Below are 15,728 nucleotides of genomic sequence, written 5' to 3' on the forward strand. Positions count from 1 at the left end.
TCTTTCCCGAGACGCGCCACACCCGGTGCGGCTCCCCCTCTCTCTTTCGCCGCCACCGTGTCCGACACCCCACTCCCGCCCTCTTCCGTCCGCGCCACCCGATGGGCCGCCGTGGGCAGCCTTGTCGGCCTGATCGTGCTGGGCCTGGCCTGGGAGCTGTGGCTGGCGCCGCTGCGCCCGGGCGGCTCGCTGCTGGCGCTGAAGGTGCTGCCGCTGGTCATTCCGCTCGCGGGGCTCTACAAGAACCGCATGTACACCTACCGCTGGGTCAGCCTGATGATCTGGCTCTACTTCACCGAGGGCGTGGTGCGCGCCTGGAGCGACACCAACGGCGTGGGACAAATCCTCGCGCTCGTCGAGGTGCTGCTGTGCCTCGTGCTCTTCGCGGCCTGCGCGTGGCATGTGCGCCTTCGCCTGCGCCACGCCAAGGCCGCTGCTGCCGCTGCCCGTCCCCTGGAGGCTTCCGCCCAATGACCACCTCTTCTTCCCTCCTCGACCAACTGCGCGCCATCGTCGGCGCCACGCACGTGCTGACCGAGGGCGACCTCGCGGCCTACGAGCAGGACTGGCGCAAGCGCGCGCGCGGCAAGTCGCTCGCCGTGGTGCGCCCGGCCAATGCGCAGCAGGTGGCCGACGTGGTCAAGGCCTGCGCCGCGGCCGGCACGGCCGTCATTCCGCAGGGCGGCAACACCGGCCTGGCGGTCGGCTCCATTCCCGACGACAGCGGCACGCAGGTGGTACTGAGCCTGCAGCGCCTGAACGCCATCCGCAACATCGACGCCGCCAACCTCACGATGACCGTCGAGGCGGGCTGCATCCTGCAGACGCTGCAGGAGACGGCCGAGAAAGCCGGCTACCTGTTCCCGCTGAGCCTCGCGGCCGAGGGCAGCTGCACCATCGGCGGCAACCTGGCGACCAACGCGGGCGGCACGCAGGTCGTGCGCTACGGCAACACGCGCGACCTGTGCCTGGGCCTGGAAGTGGTCACGCCGCAGGGCGAGATCTGGGAAGGTACGAGCGGCCTGCGCAAGGACAACACCGGCTACGACCTGCGCGACCTGATCGTCGGCAGCGAAGGCACGCTGGGCGTCATCACCGCGGCGACCATGAAGCTGTACCCGCTGCCCGCCGCGCAGCTCACGGCCTGGGCCGCCGTGCCCTCGCTCGACCACGCGGTCACGCTGCTGGGCCTGGCTCACAAGCACCTGGGCTCGGGCCTCACGGGCTTCGAGGTGATGGGCAAGTTCGCGCTGAGCCTGGTCGACAAGCACATGCCGCAGCTGCGCGTGCCCTTCATCGGCGACGAGGCCGTGCCGTATTGCGTGCTGCTCGAGAACTCCGACAGCGAGTCCGAGGACCACGCCCGCGCGCGCTTCGAGGCGCTGCTCGAAACCGCCTTCGAAGACGGCTGCGTGACCGACGCGGTGGTGGCGGAAAACCTCACGCAGGCGCACCAGCTCTGGCACATCCGCGAGAGCATTCCGCTCGCGCAGGCCGAGGAAGGGCTGAACATCAAGCACGACATCTCGATCCCGGTGTCGCGCATCCCGGCCTTCGTGGAAGCGACCGACGCGCTGCTGAAACGCGAGATCGCCGGCGTGCGGCTGGTGAACTTCGGCCACCTGGGCGACGGCAACCTGCACTACAACGTGCAGGCGCCCGAGAACATCGACACCAAGGCGTTTTTGAAGAACGAGGAAGAGCGCATCAACACGCTGGTCTACGACGCGGTCGAGCAGTTCGGCGGCTCGTTCTCGGCCGAGCATGGCGTGGGCTCGCTCAAGGTCGACAAGCTCGAGAAGCACAAGTCGCCGGTGGCGCTGGAGATGATGCGGGCGATCAAGCGCGGGCTCGATCCGAAGAACATCCTGAACCCGGGGCGCGTGATCCGCGTCTAGCCCGGAAAGTCTTCGCCGCGCAGCTCGATCGGCTGGCCGTGCGGCGTGCGCTCTGCCGCGTGGTCCCAGGCGTGGCGGTAGCGGGCCAGTTCATCGCCGGAGCTTGCGCCCTTGCGGGCCACGAGGCGTTCGAGCGCGGCAAGCCAGTGGCGGTAGTAGGTGTCGCCCGTGTCCGGGTCGCCCGCGGCCTGCGCGGCGCTGATCTGGGTGGCCAACGCCTCGGCCCATTCGACCCAACTGAACAGCCCGCGCTCGTGCAGCGCGAGCGTCATCGCGAAGGCCTGCGCCTCCCACGGTTCCCTGAACACCGGCCCGTCGGCGTCGCGCGGCATGCCCGGGGCGAGTGCGAGCGGTGGCACGTCGTTCGCCTTCATGCCGCGGGCTCCAGGTAGCTTTCCCAGGCATCGACCGACACGGCCACGTTCTGGCGCGGCACGTCGTCGCCCCACAGCTCGGCCTCGTCGAAAACCACGGTGTAGAGCCATTGCGGCTGCTCGCCCAGGCCCTGCGCATTCGCATCGGCGAACACGTGCGCGCCGTGGATGTGTTCGATCGTGCCGCGCTTGCCCTGCACATAGGCCGGCAGGCGCGTGTGGTGGTCGACACGCCCGAGGTGCATGCGCACGGCCTGCCCGACCGCAAAGCGCGCGGGCGCCGATGCGGGGCGCTCGGTGCCCGAGCCCTTGGCGAGCACGGCAGGCACGTTCGCGGCCTGCAGCACGCGGGCGACCGGCGCGGCCGGATGGTGCATCTCGCCCGACGCGATCTCGTCCGCGAAGACCTGGCCGCGTTGCAGCATCAGCTGCTCCAGCGCGCCGAGCCAGATCTGGTAGTAGCTCAGGTCGCGGTAGTCGGGCAGCGTCTCGCGCGCGGCGCGGCTGGTGTCGATGTTCCAGGAGCCGGTCGCACCCATGGCCAGCGTGAGCGCCAGCGCGCGCGGCTCCCAGGCGCCATGGAACAGCTCGCCTTCAGGCTCGGGCGTGACGGGGCCGAAGCCGGGTTGTCCGCCGAGGTCGGCGTGGGTCGTGTAGGTCATGCCACGCTCCTTGCCGACGGTGCCTCGACCACGCGCGTGCCGATCATCGAATCGCGCGAGACCAGCGCGGCGAGTTCGTCTTCGCTCCAGCCCTCGGTGCCCGCCGGGCGCTGCGGGATCACGAGGTAGCGCACCTCGGCGGTCGAGTCCCAGACGCGGATCCGGGTGTTCTCGGGCAGTGTGGTGCCGAAGTCGGCCAGCACGCCGCGCGGGTCTTTCACGGCGCGCGAGCGGTAGGGCGCGCTCTTGTACCAGGTGGGCGGCAGGCCGAGCACGGGCCAGGGGTAGCAGCTGCACAGCGTGCAGACGACCATGTGGTGCTGGTCATCGGTGTTGGCCACGGCCACCATGTGTTCGCCCTGGCGGCCCGTGTAGCCCAGCGAGGCGATGGCCGCCGTGGCATCGGCCATCAGCCAGTCATGGAACGTCTGGTCGACCCAGGCCCGCGCCACCACCCGTGCGCCGTTGCGCGGGCCGATGCGGGTCTGGTAGGTGTCGATCAGCGCATCGAGCGCGGCGGGGTCGATGTAGCCTTTTTGCGTGAGCACGCTTTCGAGGGCGCGCACACGCAGGTCCATCTCGCCGAGTTCGCTGTGGTCGTGGGAATGGTCGTGGGAGTGGTCATGGCCGGTCATCGGCCGATGCTAGCGCCGCCCCGTAAAATTCCCAACATGACCCTCCCTGCCCGCCCCGTCCGCTCCCAGTACGAAGATTTCATGCGCCACGTCGACACGCACGGCGTGTTCAAGAGCGACCGCACGGGCACGGGCACCAAGAGCGTGTTCGGCCACCAGATGCGCTTCGACCTGAACGAGGGCTTTCCGCTGGTGACCACGAAGAAGGTGCACCTGAAGTCCATCATCCAGGAACTGCTGTGGTTCCTGACCGGCTCCAGCAACAACAACTGGCTCAAGGAGCGCGGCGTCACCATCTGGGACGAATGGGCGCGCGAAGACGGCGACCTGGGCCCGGTGTATGGCGTGCAGTGGCGCAGCTGGCCCACCCCCGACGGCGGCCACATCGACCAGATTTCCGACGTCATCAAGACGCTGAAGACCAACCCCGACTCGCGCCGCATCATCGTGAGCGCCTGGAACGTGGCCGAGCTGTCGAAGATGGCGCTCATGCCTTGCCATGCCTTCTTCCAGTTCTACGTGGCACCGCCGCAGGCCGAGGGCGAGCGCGGCAAGCTCAGCTGCCAGCTCTACCAGCGCAGCGCCGACATCTTCCTGGGCGTGCCCTTCAACATCGCCAGCTACGCGCTGCTCACGCACATGGTGGCGCAGCAGTGCGACCTCGACGTGGGCGACTTCATCTGGACCGGCGGCGACTGCCACATCTACAGCAACCACGCCGAGCAGGTGAAGCTGCAGCTCAGCCGCACGCCCTTCCCCTATCCCACGCTGAACATCAAGCGCAAGCCCGACTCGATCTTCGACTACCAGTATGAAGACTTCGAGGTGCTCGACTACAGGCACGGCGATCCGATCAAGGCGCCGGTGGCGGTGTGAGCGCCATGAGTGCCACCACGCCCCGCATCAACCTGATCTTCGCGCGCGCCGCCAATGGCGTGATCGGCGTGAACAACACCATCCCCTGGCACCTGCCCGAGGACATGGCGCACTTCAAGCAGCAGACCGCGGGCGCGCCCGTGGTGATGGGCCGCAAGACCTGGGACTCGCTGCCCCCGCGCTTTCGCCCGCTGCCGGGCCGCCGGAACATCGTGGTCACGCGGCAGGCCGACTGGCAAGCCGAAGGCGCGCAAGCGGTCGGCAGCCTGCCCGATGCGCTGTCGCTGTGCACGCCGGCGGACTCGCCCGAAGTCTGGGTGATCGGTGGCGCACAGATCTACGCCGAAGCCGAACCACTGGCCAAACGCGCCGTGGTCACCGAGATCGCACGCGACTACGAAGGCGACGCGCACGCCCCCGTGCTCGACGCCGCCATATGGCGCGAGACGCAGCGCGAGTCGCACGTCTCGGCCAAGGACGGTCTGCCCTTCAGCTTCGTGACCTACGAACGCATCGCGGCATGACGGCACCGCACCGCACGCCCGGTCTCCCTCCGCGGCTGTCGCGGCGCACCGTGCTGGCCGGTGCCGCCCTGCTCGCCGGCCTCGCGCCGCTGCAGGCCCTGCAGGCCGCCGGGCCGCTGGAATCGGACGAAGAGGCGCTGTTCATGCCCGGCACCGCGCGCCCCACGGCCGACGGCCGGCTCGAGGTCGACGTGCATGCCTGGGTGTTCGAACGCGAGCACCGCTGGGGCCTGGACGCCGCGCTCGCGCGCTACCTCGGCATGAACCTGAAGAAGCTCACGCCGGCCGCGCGGCTGCGCTTCAGCCAGCGCACGGCGCTGTTCCATGCCGAGTCGGAAGAAGACAAGGTGATCGACGTCGTCTTCGACGGCTCGGCCACGCGCCTCACGATGCCGCCCACGGGCGTCGACGGCCGCAGCAACCTGCGCGCGGTCATCGAGGCCTCGCACATCCCGGCGTCGCAGGAGTGGCTGCCCTTCCATGGCGTGACCGGCCCGGGCGAGCTGCTGCCGCGCTTTCGCGGCCGTGCGCAGATCGTGCCGGCGCAGGGCGTGTCGGTCATCTCGGACATCGACGACACCATCAAGCGCACGCAGGTGCGCGACCGGCGCGAGATGCTGCTGAACACCTTCGCGCGCCGCTTCGAGGCCGCGCCCGGCATGGCGGCGCACTACCGCGCGCTGGCGCAGGCGCCCGGCACGCGCTTTCACTACCTCTCGGGCAGCCCGATCCAGCTGTACCCCGCGCTCACCGACTTCATTCGCGACGCCGACTTTCCCGCCGGCAGCATGCACCTGCGCGAGAGCACGACCTGGCGCACGCTGATCCCCAGCGCCGAAGACTCGCGCGCGCACAAGCTCGGCGTGATCGAGCGGCTGCTGGCCGAGTTTCCGCAGCGCCGCTTCCTGCTCGTGGGCGATTCGGGCGAGGCCGACCCCGAGATCTATGCGCAGGTGTTCCGCGCGCATCCGCAGCGCATCGACGGCATCGTGATCCGCGACGTGACCGACGAGAACCGGCTGTCCGACCGCTACCGCGCCACCTTCGAAGGCATCGCGCCCGTGGTCTGGCACCTGCTGCGGCCCGACACCACCGCCTGGCCCATTCAACCGGCCAATCGATAGCGGCACCGACGACGGTTCACGCCGCGCGCGCGCCCAGCCAGCGCCGGTAGCGCTTCGTCAGCCGCTTCGTGCGCAGCTGGTCGAGCACCAGGGTCAGGAACGGCGAATGCGCGGGCGCGCTGTTACGGCCCGGGCGCAGCGTGCGCAGCCGGCGCTTCACCAGCGCCATGCGCGCCAGCGCGGCCATGACCTGGTCCTTCCAGTCGACCTGCGGGCTCTGCGCCGCCGCGTCTTCGCCCGCGCGCCAGCGTGCGGGCAGGTCGGGCGCCACGGCCAATGCGGTGGCCATGCCCACCACGGCGACGCCTTCTCCCAGCACCCGTTCGGCGACGGCGCGGCGCACGATGCCGCCCGTGGTCATGACCGGCATGCGCGCCTCGGCGGCCAGCTCCCGGGCGAACTCCAGGAAGTAGGCCTCGCGCGCCAGCGTGCGGCCGTCGGCGGTGCGGCCCTGCATCGCCGGGCTCTCGTAGCTGCCGCCGGACAGTTCAACCAGGTCCACGGCCTCGTCGTTGAGCCAGCGGATGACCTGCTTCGCATCGTTCTCCGAGAAGCCGCCGCGCTGGAAGTCGGCGGAGTTGAGCTTCACGGCCACGGCGAAGCCGCGCGCCACGCGGGCCCGCACGGCACGCACCACGTCGAGCAGGAAGCGCGCGCGGTTCTCCAGGCTGCCGCCCCAGGCATCGGTGCGCTGATTGGTCAGCGGCGACAAAAACTGCGAGAGCAGGTAGCCGTGCGCCGCATGCACCTGCACGCCGGTGAAGCCCGCGCGCTCGGCGGCCTGCGCCGTGGCGGCGAAGCGGTCGACGGTCTCGGCGATCTCCGCTTCGCTCATCGCCTTGGGTTGCACGAAAAGCTTGCTGTGCTTGCCCAGGTCGAGCGCCACCGACGACGGCGCCCACGCCGTGCCGCCCATGCTGATCTGCACCTGCCGGCCCGGATGGTTGATCTGCATCCACACCTGCGCGCCGCCGCTGCGCGCGGCCGCGGCCCATTCGCTGAAGCGCTCCAGCGGCGTGCCGGCTTCGAGCACGACGCCGCCCGGGCCGGTGAGCGCGCGGCCGTCGATCATCACGTTGCCCGTGAGGATCAGGCCCGCCCCGCCCTGCGCCCAGACGCGGTACAGGTCGTGCAGCGCCGCGCCCGGCAACTGCCCGGCATCGGCCATGTTTTCCTCCATGGCGGCCTTGGCCAGGCGGTTGGGCAGGACGCTCCCGTTGGGCAGGGTCAGCGGCAGGAAAAGCGGCGAGGAGTTCACGATGAGGACCGGGCGGTGGAGTGGAAAAACCCGATGCTAAGATTCAAGCCAACTTGAAGGTCAAGCGATATGAAGATCGGTGAACTGGCAGACAAGACCGGCATGGCGCCCTCGGCCATCCGCTTCTACGAGCAAAGCGGCCTGCTGCCCGCGCCCGAGCGCGGCGCCAATGGGTACCGCGTCTACACCGAGGCCGCGCTCAAGCGGCTGCAGCTGATCCAGATCGCGCAGAACCTCGGCTTCTCGCTGGACAGCCTGCGCAGCGCCTTCGCAGGCTGCGAGGTCTTTTCGGGGGACGACCTGCTCGAACGTCTCGACGGCCGCGTGCGCGAAATCGACCAGCTCATGGCCGGCCTGCGCGCGCAGCGGCGCGACCTGACCGACCTGCGCACCACCTTGCGCCAGACCTGGGCCGCCGGCGAATGCATGGACCCCGCCACGCTGGCCGAAAGCATGGCTACGACCAGAAACAAAGTGGCACGTCCCTCGCGCCCGCAGAAAGAACTGGAAACTTCGGTACACGCCTCGAAAGGCATGCGCGGCGCAGGGTTTAGACAGCGCTAATTGTTTGTGCGCACAATGTCCGAACCGCCCTCCCCTCAACACAAGGAGACGACCCATGTCCATGGAATTTCTTCGGACCCTCGCCGAGCAGAAATTGCCATACGTCCTCCACACGCCCGCAGACATCGACAGGCTGCGCGTGCTGCGTGCCGCCGACCTCGTGACTGCCTTCATTCCGCCGTCGGAGCACGCGCCCGACGAGCGCGCGATCCATCAGCTGGCCCAGGTGGAATCGATCACCGCGAAGGGCCGCCTGGCCCTGAACAAGGCGACCTCTTCGTTCATCGAACTCTGAGGTGCCACGTCCGCTCGGGCAACGCTCAGACCACGCCCTGCGCCAGCATCGCATCGGCCACGCGCACGAAGCCGGCGATGTTCGCGCCGTCCACGTAGCTCACGCTGCCGTCGGCGCGCGAGCCGTAGTGCAGGCACGACTCGTGGATGCCCTGCATGATCTGCAGCAGGCGCGCATCGACCTCGTCGCGCGTCCATGACAGCCGGGCCGCGTTCTGGCTCATCTCCAGGCCCGACGTGGCCACGCCGCCCGCGTTGCTGGCCTTGCCCGGTGCGTACAGCACGCCGTGGCCCTCGAGCACCTTCACGGCTTCCATGGTCGAGGGCATGTTGGCGCCTTCGGCCACGCACACCACGCCGTTCTTCACCAGCGTGCGCGCGTCTTCCTCGTTGAGCTCGTTCTGCGTGGCGCTGGGCAGCGCCACGTCGACCGGCACGTGCCACGGCGTGGCGCCGGCCACGAAGCGGGTGCCGGTGCGCTCGGCGTAGTCGCTCACGCGGCCGTAGAGGTGGTTCTTCACGTCCATCAGCACGGCCAGCTTCTCGGGCGTGAAGCCTTCCTCGTCGACCACGGTGCCGCTCGAGTCGGACACGGTGACCACCTTGGCGCCCAGCGCCATGGCCTTCTCGATGGTGTATTGCGCCACGTTGCCCGCGCCCGAGACGCTCACGCGCAGGCCGTCGAAGCTGCGGCCCTTGCGCTTGAGCATTTCCTGCGCGAAGTAGACGTTGCCGTAGCCCGTGGCTTCAGGGCGGATGAGCGAGCCGCCGAAGCTCAGGCCCTTGCCGGTGAACACGCAATCGGCGCGGTTGGTGAGCTTCTTGACCATGCCGGCCATGAAGCCGACCTCGCGCCCGCCCACGCCCACGTCGCCCGCCGGCACGTCGGTGTCGGAGCCTACGTGGCGGAACAGCTCGGTCACCAGGGCCTGGCAGAAGCGCATCACCTCACCCTGGCTCTTGCCCTTGGGATCGAAGTCGGCGCCGCCCTTGCCGCCGCCCATGGGCAGCGTGGTCAGCGCGTTCTTGAAGGTCTGCTCGAAGGCCAGGAACTTGAGGATCGACAGGTTCACCGAGGGGTGGAAGCGCATGCCACCCTTGTAGGGGCCGATGGCCAGGCTGTGCTGGATGCGGAAACCGCGGTTGACCTGCACCTCGCCGTGGTCGTCCACCCAGGACACGCGGAACATGATCACGCGCTCAGGCTCCACCAGCCGCTCCAGCAGGCTGTGGCTCGTGTACTTGGGGTGCTTCTCGATGTAGGGCCACAGGCTCTCCATCACTTCGGTCACGGCCTGCAGGTACTCGGGCTGTCCGGGGTTGCGTTGTGCGACGTGTGCGAGGAACCCCCCGACGGATGCGTGCTTCATTCCAATCAATCCTCTGTTTTCCAAAACGGTGCATAACCTTATGCGAATCCTGCATTTTGCCGGATCAGAGAACCAGATTGAGGCGCAAAGCCCTAACAAGGTGCGTTGTTTGGGGCGAGTGGCGTGGAGAGGCCCCAACTTGGAACATCGCCGGAGCGCACCGGCGCCCGGAAAAGCGGTCAGAATCCCGCCCCGCGCGCCCTCCCGCACGGCCCGTCTCGGAATTCAAAGATGCAGATCACCTACCGCTTCCAGTTCTCGCAGGCGCATGTGCTCACCGGCTTCCTGCGCAACCTGCAGCAGGTCTGGTGGGTCCGCTTCAAGTGGCCGTTGGCACTCCTGTTCGCCCTGGCCCTGGCCGTGTGCGTCCACGAAGGGTTTCCCGTCCTGGCGGTCGTTTTCGCGGTCGGCATCGCGCTGCTGCTGAGCGCGCCGGCCATCGCCCGGCTGGCCCTCCATCGCTTCAGGAAGAGCCCCTTCTACAACGACGAGATCGACTTCTCGCTGTCGGAGAGCGGCTCCCATGCGCGGGGCCGCCACAGCGAGGTGCGCCACGGCTGGGAGGCCTACACCAAGGCCCGCCGCTTCAAGGACGGCCTGCTGCTGTGCCACGGCCCGGACGCCTTCCACTGGCTGCCCGATGCGGCCGCGGCCGATCCGGCGGCCGTTGCAGCGGCGCAGCAGCTCGCACGCGCGCGCATCTGGGACTACCGCGAGCTCTGACCGGGAACCGGGGACGATGAAGGCAAGGCGCCCCGGATCAAGGGCGCGCTCGCCTGCTACTTGCGCGCCTTCTCGATCTCGGCCATCAGTTCCTTGACGGTGGCCTCGCCGACCGAGGCCGTGTACTTGTCGATCACCGGCTTCACCTTGGCGCGCAGCTTCGCCATTTCTTCGGGTGGCAGCTCCGAAACCGTCATGCCGGCCTTCTTGAGCGCATCGAGCGCGCTGTCGGCGGCGCCGCGCGAGGCCTGGCGCTGGAACGTGGTCGCCTCCGCGGCGGCCTCGTTGACGATCTTCTTTTCGTCGGCACTCATGCCGTCCCAGGTCTTGCGGCTGATCAGCAGCGCCTGCGGGTTGTAGATGTGGCGGGTCTGGGTGATGTACTTCTGCACTTCCGCGAACTTGGACGACAGGATGGTCGTGTTCGGGTTCTCCTGGCCGTCGACCGCCTTCTGGTCGAGCGCGGGGTACAGCTCGGGGAACGGCAGCGGCGTGGCGTTGGCGCCCAGTGCGCTGAACATGTCGATGTAGATCGGCGACTGGATCACGCGGATCTTCAGGCCCGCGATGTCGTCGGCCTTGACGATCGGACGCTTGCTGTTCGTCAGGTTGCGAAAGCCCAGGTCCCAGTAGCCCAAGCCGTGCAGCGCCTTGTCCTCCAGCTTGGCCATCAGCTTCTGGCCGAAGGGGCCGTCGGTGACGACGTCGGCTTCCTTGCCGCTGTTGAAGAGGAACGGGAAGTCGTAGGCCGCGAACTCCTTCACCTGCGCCGACAGGATGCCGGCGTTGAGCACGGTCATCTCCACCGTGCCGCCCTGCAGTGCCGACACGGTCTGCAGGTCGCCGCCGAGCGTGCCGCCGGGGAACAGCTTCACGGTGATCTTGCCGCCCGACTTCGCGGCCACGAGGTCGGCGAACTTCTGCGCGCCCTGCGCCTGCGGATGGCCGGCCTGGTTCTGGAACGCGAACTTGATGGTGCGCTCCTTGAGCTGCGCGAACGCACCAGGGGCGGCGAACGCGAGGGCCGCCGCCATGGCGGCCAGCAGCAGGGTGCGCTTCGAATGCTTCGTCTTCATGGTGATGTCTCCTTCTCTTTTTGGGGGTGGTGAAACCGGCAGGGCCTACGCCCTCTTCTTGAACAACGCCGAGGCCCCGCTGGCGCGCGCCACCTCTTCGGCGGCCTGGCACAGCGCCGGCCCCAGCGCCTCCATGCGCTGCGGCGTGAGCCGCACCGACGGGCCCGCGATGGTGACGACCCCGATCGCCGTGCCGTCGGCGCCGAACACGGGCGCGGCCATGGCGGTCATCGCGGGGGCGAACACCTCGTTGATCATGCTGAAGCCGCGCTGGCGCGCCGCCTTCACGAAAGCCATCACAGCCTTGAGCGACGTGGGGGCCTTGGGGCCGTAGTCCTCGGGCTTGCCCAGCCCCTTCTTGGCGACGAGCGCCATCGCGTCGTCCTCGCCCATGGTGGACAGCCACGCGTGCCCGGCGGCGCTGCACGAGAGCGCGACCGACAAGCCCATGTCGGGGTCGTAGCGCAGGCCATGCGTGGCGCCTTGGGCCTTCGCGACAAAGGTCAGGTCTTCGCCGTCGACCACCGCCAGGCGCACGAGCTCGCCCGAGGTCGAGGCCAGCTGGTCGAGCAGCGGCTGCGCGATGTCGACGATGCCCGAGCGGCTGAGGAACGACAGGCTGATCGAGACCAGCTTGATGGTCAGCACGTAGTGGCCGTCGCGCGCCTCCTGCCGCACGTAGCCGCAGCGGATGAGCTCCGCGAGCAATCGGTGCGATGCACTCAATGGAATCTGCAATTCGCTGGCCAACGCCGACAGCGCGCACCCCTCGGGATGCTCCGCCAGATGTTCCAGCACCTTGAAGCTGCGTTCCAGTATTCCGCTCATTTCGTCCTCCAGATGTCGTCTCGTCAACGCGGGCGATGCGGCCCGCCACTCAGGGTCCGCCAGCGTAGCAGAACTCGGGGAAGGGATTTCCATTATGGAAATTCTTTCCAACAAAAATACGATCGCCTCCGTCCGGCATTTTTTCCTTCCCCCTTTCTTCCTTCCCGCCCGAGGACCCTTCGTGAAACTTCTTCGTATGCTTGCCGTGGCCGGCCTGTGCGCCGGCCTCACCGCCCCGTCGTGGGCGCAGCAGGAGCGCGTGATCCGCTTCGGCCACCTGAACAACGCCGACCATCCCGTGAGCTTCGGCGTCAAGCGCTTCGCCGAGCTGCTCTCGGCCAAGAGCGGCGGCAAGATGAAGGTCCAGGAGTTCCCCGCCTCCCAGCTGGGCAACGAGATGCAGCAGCAGTCGGCCCTGCAGGGCGGCGTGCAGCAGATGTCGGCACCGGCCACCACGTCCCTCGCAGGCATCGTCAAGGAGTTCGGCCTCGTCGACTTCCCCTTCTCGGTGAACAACTTCGCGCAGGCCGATGCACTGCTCGACGGGCCTCTGGGCCAGGCCCTGATCGCCAAGCTCCCCGAGAAGGGCCTCGTCGCGCTCGGCTACTGGGACCTGGGCTTTCGCAACGTCACCAACAGCAAGCGTCCCATCGCCAAGCCTGAAGATCTCGAAGGTCTGAAGATCCGTGTGATCCCCAACCCCGTGTTCCTCGAGACCTTCAAGGCCTTCAAGGCCAACCCGGTGCCCATGCCCTTTGCCGAGCTGTACGGCGCGCTCGAAGCCAAGGCGGTCGATGGCCAGGAGAACCCGTATGCGGTGATCCTGTCGAACAAGTTCTACGAAGTGCAGAAGTTCGTCAGCGCCACCAACCACGTGTACGCCGCCAACATCGTGCTGGTGAGCAAGAAGTTCTGGGACTCGCTCACGCCGGCCGAGCAGAAGATGATGAACGACGCGGCCAACGAGGCACGCGGCTACCAGCGCCAGGTCAGCCGCGCCGCCGCGCAGAAGGCCGTGGGCGACCTGCAGGCCAAAGGCGCGCAGTTCAACGAACTCAGCGCCGCCGAACAAAAGCGCATGCGCGACATCGCCAAGCCCGTCGTCGACAAGTTCGCCGCCCAGTACGCCCCCGCCATCGTCAAGCTCTACAACGACGAGCTCGCACGCATCCGCAAGTAAGTCAGCAAGCCAGCCCGTCCCTCACCGAAGCTCCCCATGAAGATCCTCGTTCTCCACGGCCCCAACCTCAACCTGTTCGGTCGCCGCGAACCGCACATCTACGGCAAGACCACGCTCGCCGAGATCAACGCGCAGCTGCAGGCCCTCGCCGGCGAACTCGGCGTGACGCTGGACACCATCCAGTCGAACCACGAAGGCGACCTGATCGACTTCCTGCACACCCACATCGACGATGCGCAGGGCGCGCTGGTGAACCCCGCCGGCCTCACGCAGCACGGCGTGCCGCTGCACGACGCGATCAAGGCCATGCCGTTCCCGACCATCGAGGTCCACATGTCCAACATCGCCGCGCGCGAAGCATGGCGCGCGCATTCGATCATCTCGCCGGCGGTGAAGGGCACGGTCCAGGGCCTGGGCCCGCTGTCGTACCTGGCCGCGTTGCGCGCGCTGGTCGACATGCAGCGCCAGGCGCAAGCGCAAGCACAGGCCTCCGCATGACCCGCTGGCTCGACCGGTGCTGCACCGGCATCGAGGCGCTGATCGCGGCCGCGCTCGCGGTCATGGTCGTGCTCGTGTTCGGCAACGTGGTGCTGCGCTACGGCTTCAACTCGGGCATCACCGTGTCCGAGGAAATCTCGCGCTGGCTCTTCATCTGGATGACCTTCCTGGGCGCCGTGGTGGCGCTGAAGGAGCACGGCCACCTGGGTGTCGACATGGTGGTGCAGAAGCTGCCCCCCATCGGCAAGAAGATCTGCCTGGCCGTCGGCCATGTGGTCATGCTCTACATCGTCTGGCTGCTGCTGCAAGGCAGCATCGCGCAGGCGCGCATCAACTGGGACGTGACGGCGCCCGTCACCGGCGCCTCGATGGCCATCGTCTACGCGGCGGGCATCGTGTTCTCGGTGCTGGCCGGGCTCATCCTGGCGCTCGACCTGCTGCGCCTGCTCACGGGCCGCATCGCCGACCATGAACTGGTGATGGTGCAGGAATCGGAAGAAGCGGTGCAGCTGCAGCAGATCCTGGGTTCACAAGACGCCAAGGAACCGGGAGCACGGCCATGACCATTGTTGTCTTCGTCGGCTCGCTGCTGCTCGCCATGGCGATGGGCATTCCCATCGCCTTCTCGCTGCTGGCCAGTGGCGTGGCGCTGATGTGGCACCTCGACCTGTTCGACGCGCAGATCCTCACGCAGAACGTGATCGGCGGCGCCGACAGCTTTCCGCTGCTGGCCGTGCCCTTCTTCATGCTCGCGGGCGAGATCATGAACGTGGGCGGGCTGTCCAAGCGCATCGTCGACTTCGCGCTCGCGCTGGTCGGCCATGTGAAAGGCGGCCTGGGCTACGTGACCATCATGGCGGGCTGCCTGCTGTCGGCGCTCTCGGGTTCGGCCGTGGCCGACGCCGCCGCGCTCACCGCGCTGCTGCTGCCGATGATGGTGCGCGCGGGCCACGACAAGCCGCGCGCGGCCGGCCTCATTGCGGCCACCGGCGTGATCGGCCCCGTGATCCCGCCGAGCATCGGCCTGGTGATCTTCGGCGTGGCGGCCAACGTGTCGATCTCCAAGCTGTTTCTCGCGGCCATCGTGCCGGGCCTGCTGATCGGCGGCGCGCTGTGGATCACCTGGGCCTGGCTGGTGCGGCGCGAAAAGATCGTGCCGCCGCCGCGCAAGTCGTCGGCCGAGATTGCCGCCGCCTTCCGCAACGCGCTGTGGGCGCTGATGCTGCCGGTGATCATCCTGGTGGGCCTGCGCATGGGCGTGTTCACGCCCACCGAGGCCGCGGTGGTGGCCGCCGTGTATGCGCTGTTCGTGTCGACGGTGGTGTACCGCGAGATCACCTGGAAAGACCTGTACGCCATCTTCGTGAGCGCGGCCAAGACCAGCGCCATCGTGATGTTCCTGATCGCCGCGGCGATGGTGAGCGCCTGGCTCATCACGGTGGCAGACCTGCCCTCCAAGATCGTGGGCATGCTGCAGCCGTTCATGGGCAACCAGATGCTGCTCATGATCGCGATCATGGTGCTCGTGATGGTGGTGGGCACGGCGATGGACATGACGCCGACCATCCTCATCCTCACGCCGGTGCTCATGCCCGTGGTGAAGGCGGCCGGCATCGACCCCGTGTACTTCGGCGTGCTGTTCATCATCAACAACTCGATCGGCCTCGTCACGCCGCCGGTGGGCACGGTGCTCAACGTGGTGGCCGGCGTCGGCAAGATCTCGATGGACGACGTCACGCGCGGCGTGGTGCCGTTCATGCTGGCCGAGTTCGCGATCCTGTTCGTGATGGTGGCGTTTCCGCAGCTGGTGATCGTGCCGGCGCGGTGGTTCGGGGGCTGAGCCG

19 protein-coding genes are annotated in these 15,728 nt (G+C 68.1%); 12 read left to right on the forward strand and 7 right to left on the reverse strand.

Features of this window, described 5'->3' with window-relative positions:
- The first annotated feature begins 57 nt into the window (after nt 1–57).
- Together AC57B8_RS30720 and AC57B8_RS30725 are read left to right on the forward strand one after the other, a co-directional pair.
- Nucleotides 58–474, forward strand: coding sequence for a DUF2069 domain-containing protein (locus AC57B8_RS30720; RefSeq protein ID WP_070059724.1), 417 nt, complete (start codon nt 58–60; stop codon nt 472–474).
- Nucleotides 471–1,898 (forward strand): FAD-binding oxidoreductase, encoded by a 1,428-nt coding sequence (locus tag AC57B8_RS30725; protein WP_307637923.1) that lies wholly within the window; start codon nt 471–473, stop codon nt 1,896–1,898. Before AC57B8_RS30720 ends, AC57B8_RS30725 begins: the two co-directional genes overlap by 4 nt.
- Here AC57B8_RS30725 and AC57B8_RS30730 read toward each other — a convergent pair.
- The 3 genes from AC57B8_RS30730 to nthA are packed head-to-tail and all read right to left on the reverse strand — an operon-like array spanning nt 1,895 to nt 3,569.
- Nucleotides 1,895–2,272, reverse strand: a complete 378-nt coding sequence (locus AC57B8_RS30730; RefSeq protein ID WP_496481656.1) for a nitrile hydratase accessory protein — start codon at nt 2,270–2,272, stop codon at nt 1,895–1,897. The genes AC57B8_RS30725 and AC57B8_RS30730 overlap by 4 nt on opposite strands.
- Nucleotides 2,269–2,934, reverse strand: coding sequence for a nitrile hydratase subunit beta (nthB, locus tag AC57B8_RS30735; RefSeq protein WP_496481657.1), 666 nt, complete (start codon nt 2,932–2,934; stop codon nt 2,269–2,271). Before nthB ends, AC57B8_RS30730 begins: the two co-directional genes overlap by 4 nt.
- Entirely contained in the window at nt 2,931–3,569 is a 639-nt protein-coding gene (nthA, locus tag AC57B8_RS30740; RefSeq protein WP_496481658.1) for a nitrile hydratase subunit alpha, read from the reverse strand. Before nthA ends, nthB begins: the two co-directional genes overlap by 4 nt.
- 36 nt (nt 3,570–3,605) lie before the next feature.
- Here nthA and AC57B8_RS30745 point away from each other — a divergent pair, with 36 nt between their 5' ends.
- From AC57B8_RS30745 to AC57B8_RS30755, 3 genes are read left to right on the forward strand one after another with little or no spacing between them, the layout of a single operon-like run.
- A complete protein-coding gene (locus AC57B8_RS30745; protein ID WP_390345343.1) occupies nt 3,606–4,445 on the forward strand; it encodes a thymidylate synthase in 840 nt (279 codons plus the stop codon).
- A gap of 5 nt (nt 4,446–4,450) precedes the next feature.
- Nucleotides 4,451–4,969: a dihydrofolate reductase gene (locus AC57B8_RS30750; RefSeq protein WP_496481659.1), complete on the forward strand. Its 519-nt coding sequence runs from the start codon at nt 4,451–4,453 to the stop codon at nt 4,967–4,969.
- Nucleotides 4,966–6,093: a phosphatidate phosphatase App1 family protein gene (locus AC57B8_RS30755; protein WP_496481660.1), complete on the forward strand. Its 1,128-nt coding sequence runs from the start codon at nt 4,966–4,968 to the stop codon at nt 6,091–6,093. The genes AC57B8_RS30750 and AC57B8_RS30755 overlap by 4 nt, the downstream gene beginning before the upstream one ends.
- A 16-nt stretch (nt 6,094–6,109) precedes the next feature.
- On the opposite strand, the gene AC57B8_RS30760 is transcribed toward AC57B8_RS30755, so the two are convergent.
- Complete coding sequence (locus AC57B8_RS30760; RefSeq protein ID WP_496481661.1) at nt 6,110–7,351, reverse strand: NADH:flavin oxidoreductase/NADH oxidase family protein; 1,242 nt, start codon at nt 7,349–7,351, stop codon at nt 6,110–6,112.
- 69 nt (nt 7,352–7,420) lie between these two features.
- Here AC57B8_RS30760 and AC57B8_RS30765 point away from each other — a divergent pair, with 69 nt between their 5' ends.
- Nucleotides 7,421–7,915, forward strand: a complete 495-nt coding sequence (locus AC57B8_RS30765) for a MerR family transcriptional regulator (RefSeq protein WP_095744521.1) — start codon at nt 7,421–7,423, stop codon at nt 7,913–7,915.
- A gap of 55 nt (nt 7,916–7,970) precedes the next feature.
- Nucleotides 7,971–8,210, forward strand: a complete 240-nt coding sequence (locus tag AC57B8_RS30770) for a hypothetical protein (RefSeq protein ID WP_095951069.1) — start codon at nt 7,971–7,973, stop codon at nt 8,208–8,210.
- Between the two features lie 25 nt (nt 8,211–8,235).
- Here the strand turns inward: AC57B8_RS30770 and gdhA are convergent, their stop codons facing one another.
- Nucleotides 8,236–9,579, reverse strand: a complete 1,344-nt coding sequence (gene gdhA / locus AC57B8_RS30775; protein ID WP_095744520.1) for an NADP-specific glutamate dehydrogenase — start codon at nt 9,577–9,579, stop codon at nt 8,236–8,238.
- 231 nt (nt 9,580–9,810) lie between these two features.
- On the opposite strand from gdhA, the gene AC57B8_RS30780 reads away from it, so the two are divergent.
- Nucleotides 9,811–10,302, forward strand: coding sequence for a hypothetical protein (locus AC57B8_RS30780; RefSeq protein WP_496481662.1), 492 nt, complete (start codon nt 9,811–9,813; stop codon nt 10,300–10,302).
- A 56-nt stretch (nt 10,303–10,358) separates the two neighbouring features.
- Here AC57B8_RS30780 and AC57B8_RS30785 read toward each other — a convergent pair whose 3' ends face one another.
- Together AC57B8_RS30785 and AC57B8_RS30790 are read right to left on the reverse strand one after the other, a co-directional pair.
- On the reverse strand, nt 10,359–11,378 hold the full coding sequence (locus tag AC57B8_RS30785; RefSeq protein ID WP_062476580.1) for a TRAP transporter substrate-binding protein: 1,020 nt from the start codon (nt 11,376–11,378) through the stop codon (nt 10,359–10,361).
- Nucleotides 11,379–11,423: 45 nt separating this feature from the next.
- Nucleotides 11,424–12,206 (reverse strand): IclR family transcriptional regulator, encoded by a 783-nt coding sequence (locus AC57B8_RS30790; protein ID WP_062476577.1) that lies wholly within the window; start codon nt 12,204–12,206, stop codon nt 11,424–11,426.
- A 196-nt stretch (nt 12,207–12,402) separates the two neighbouring features.
- Between AC57B8_RS30790 and AC57B8_RS30795 the strand changes: the two genes are divergently transcribed.
- Genes AC57B8_RS30795 through AC57B8_RS30810 form a run of 4 tightly spaced genes read left to right on the forward strand, consistent with a single transcriptional unit; the run spans nt 12,403 to nt 15,724 of the window.
- On the forward strand, nt 12,403–13,386 hold the full coding sequence (locus tag AC57B8_RS30795) for a TRAP transporter substrate-binding protein (RefSeq protein WP_496482250.1): 984 nt from the start codon (nt 12,403–12,405) through the stop codon (nt 13,384–13,386).
- A 36-nt stretch (nt 13,387–13,422) separates the two neighbouring features.
- Nucleotides 13,423–13,884, forward strand: a complete 462-nt coding sequence (locus AC57B8_RS30800; protein ID WP_062476570.1) for a type II 3-dehydroquinate dehydratase — start codon at nt 13,423–13,425, stop codon at nt 13,882–13,884.
- Nucleotides 13,881–14,447, forward strand: coding sequence for a TRAP transporter small permease (locus AC57B8_RS30805; protein WP_095951047.1), 567 nt, complete (start codon nt 13,881–13,883; stop codon nt 14,445–14,447). The genes AC57B8_RS30800 and AC57B8_RS30805 overlap by 4 nt, the downstream gene beginning before the upstream one ends.
- A complete protein-coding gene (locus tag AC57B8_RS30810; RefSeq protein WP_390345359.1) occupies nt 14,444–15,724 on the forward strand; it encodes a TRAP transporter large permease in 1,281 nt (426 codons plus the stop codon). The genes AC57B8_RS30805 and AC57B8_RS30810 overlap by 4 nt, the downstream gene beginning before the upstream one ends.
- Nucleotides 15,725–15,728: the final 4 nt, after the last annotated feature.

Source organism: Variovorax sp. BGA-UO-ETr-C22, from assembly GCF_059567965.1.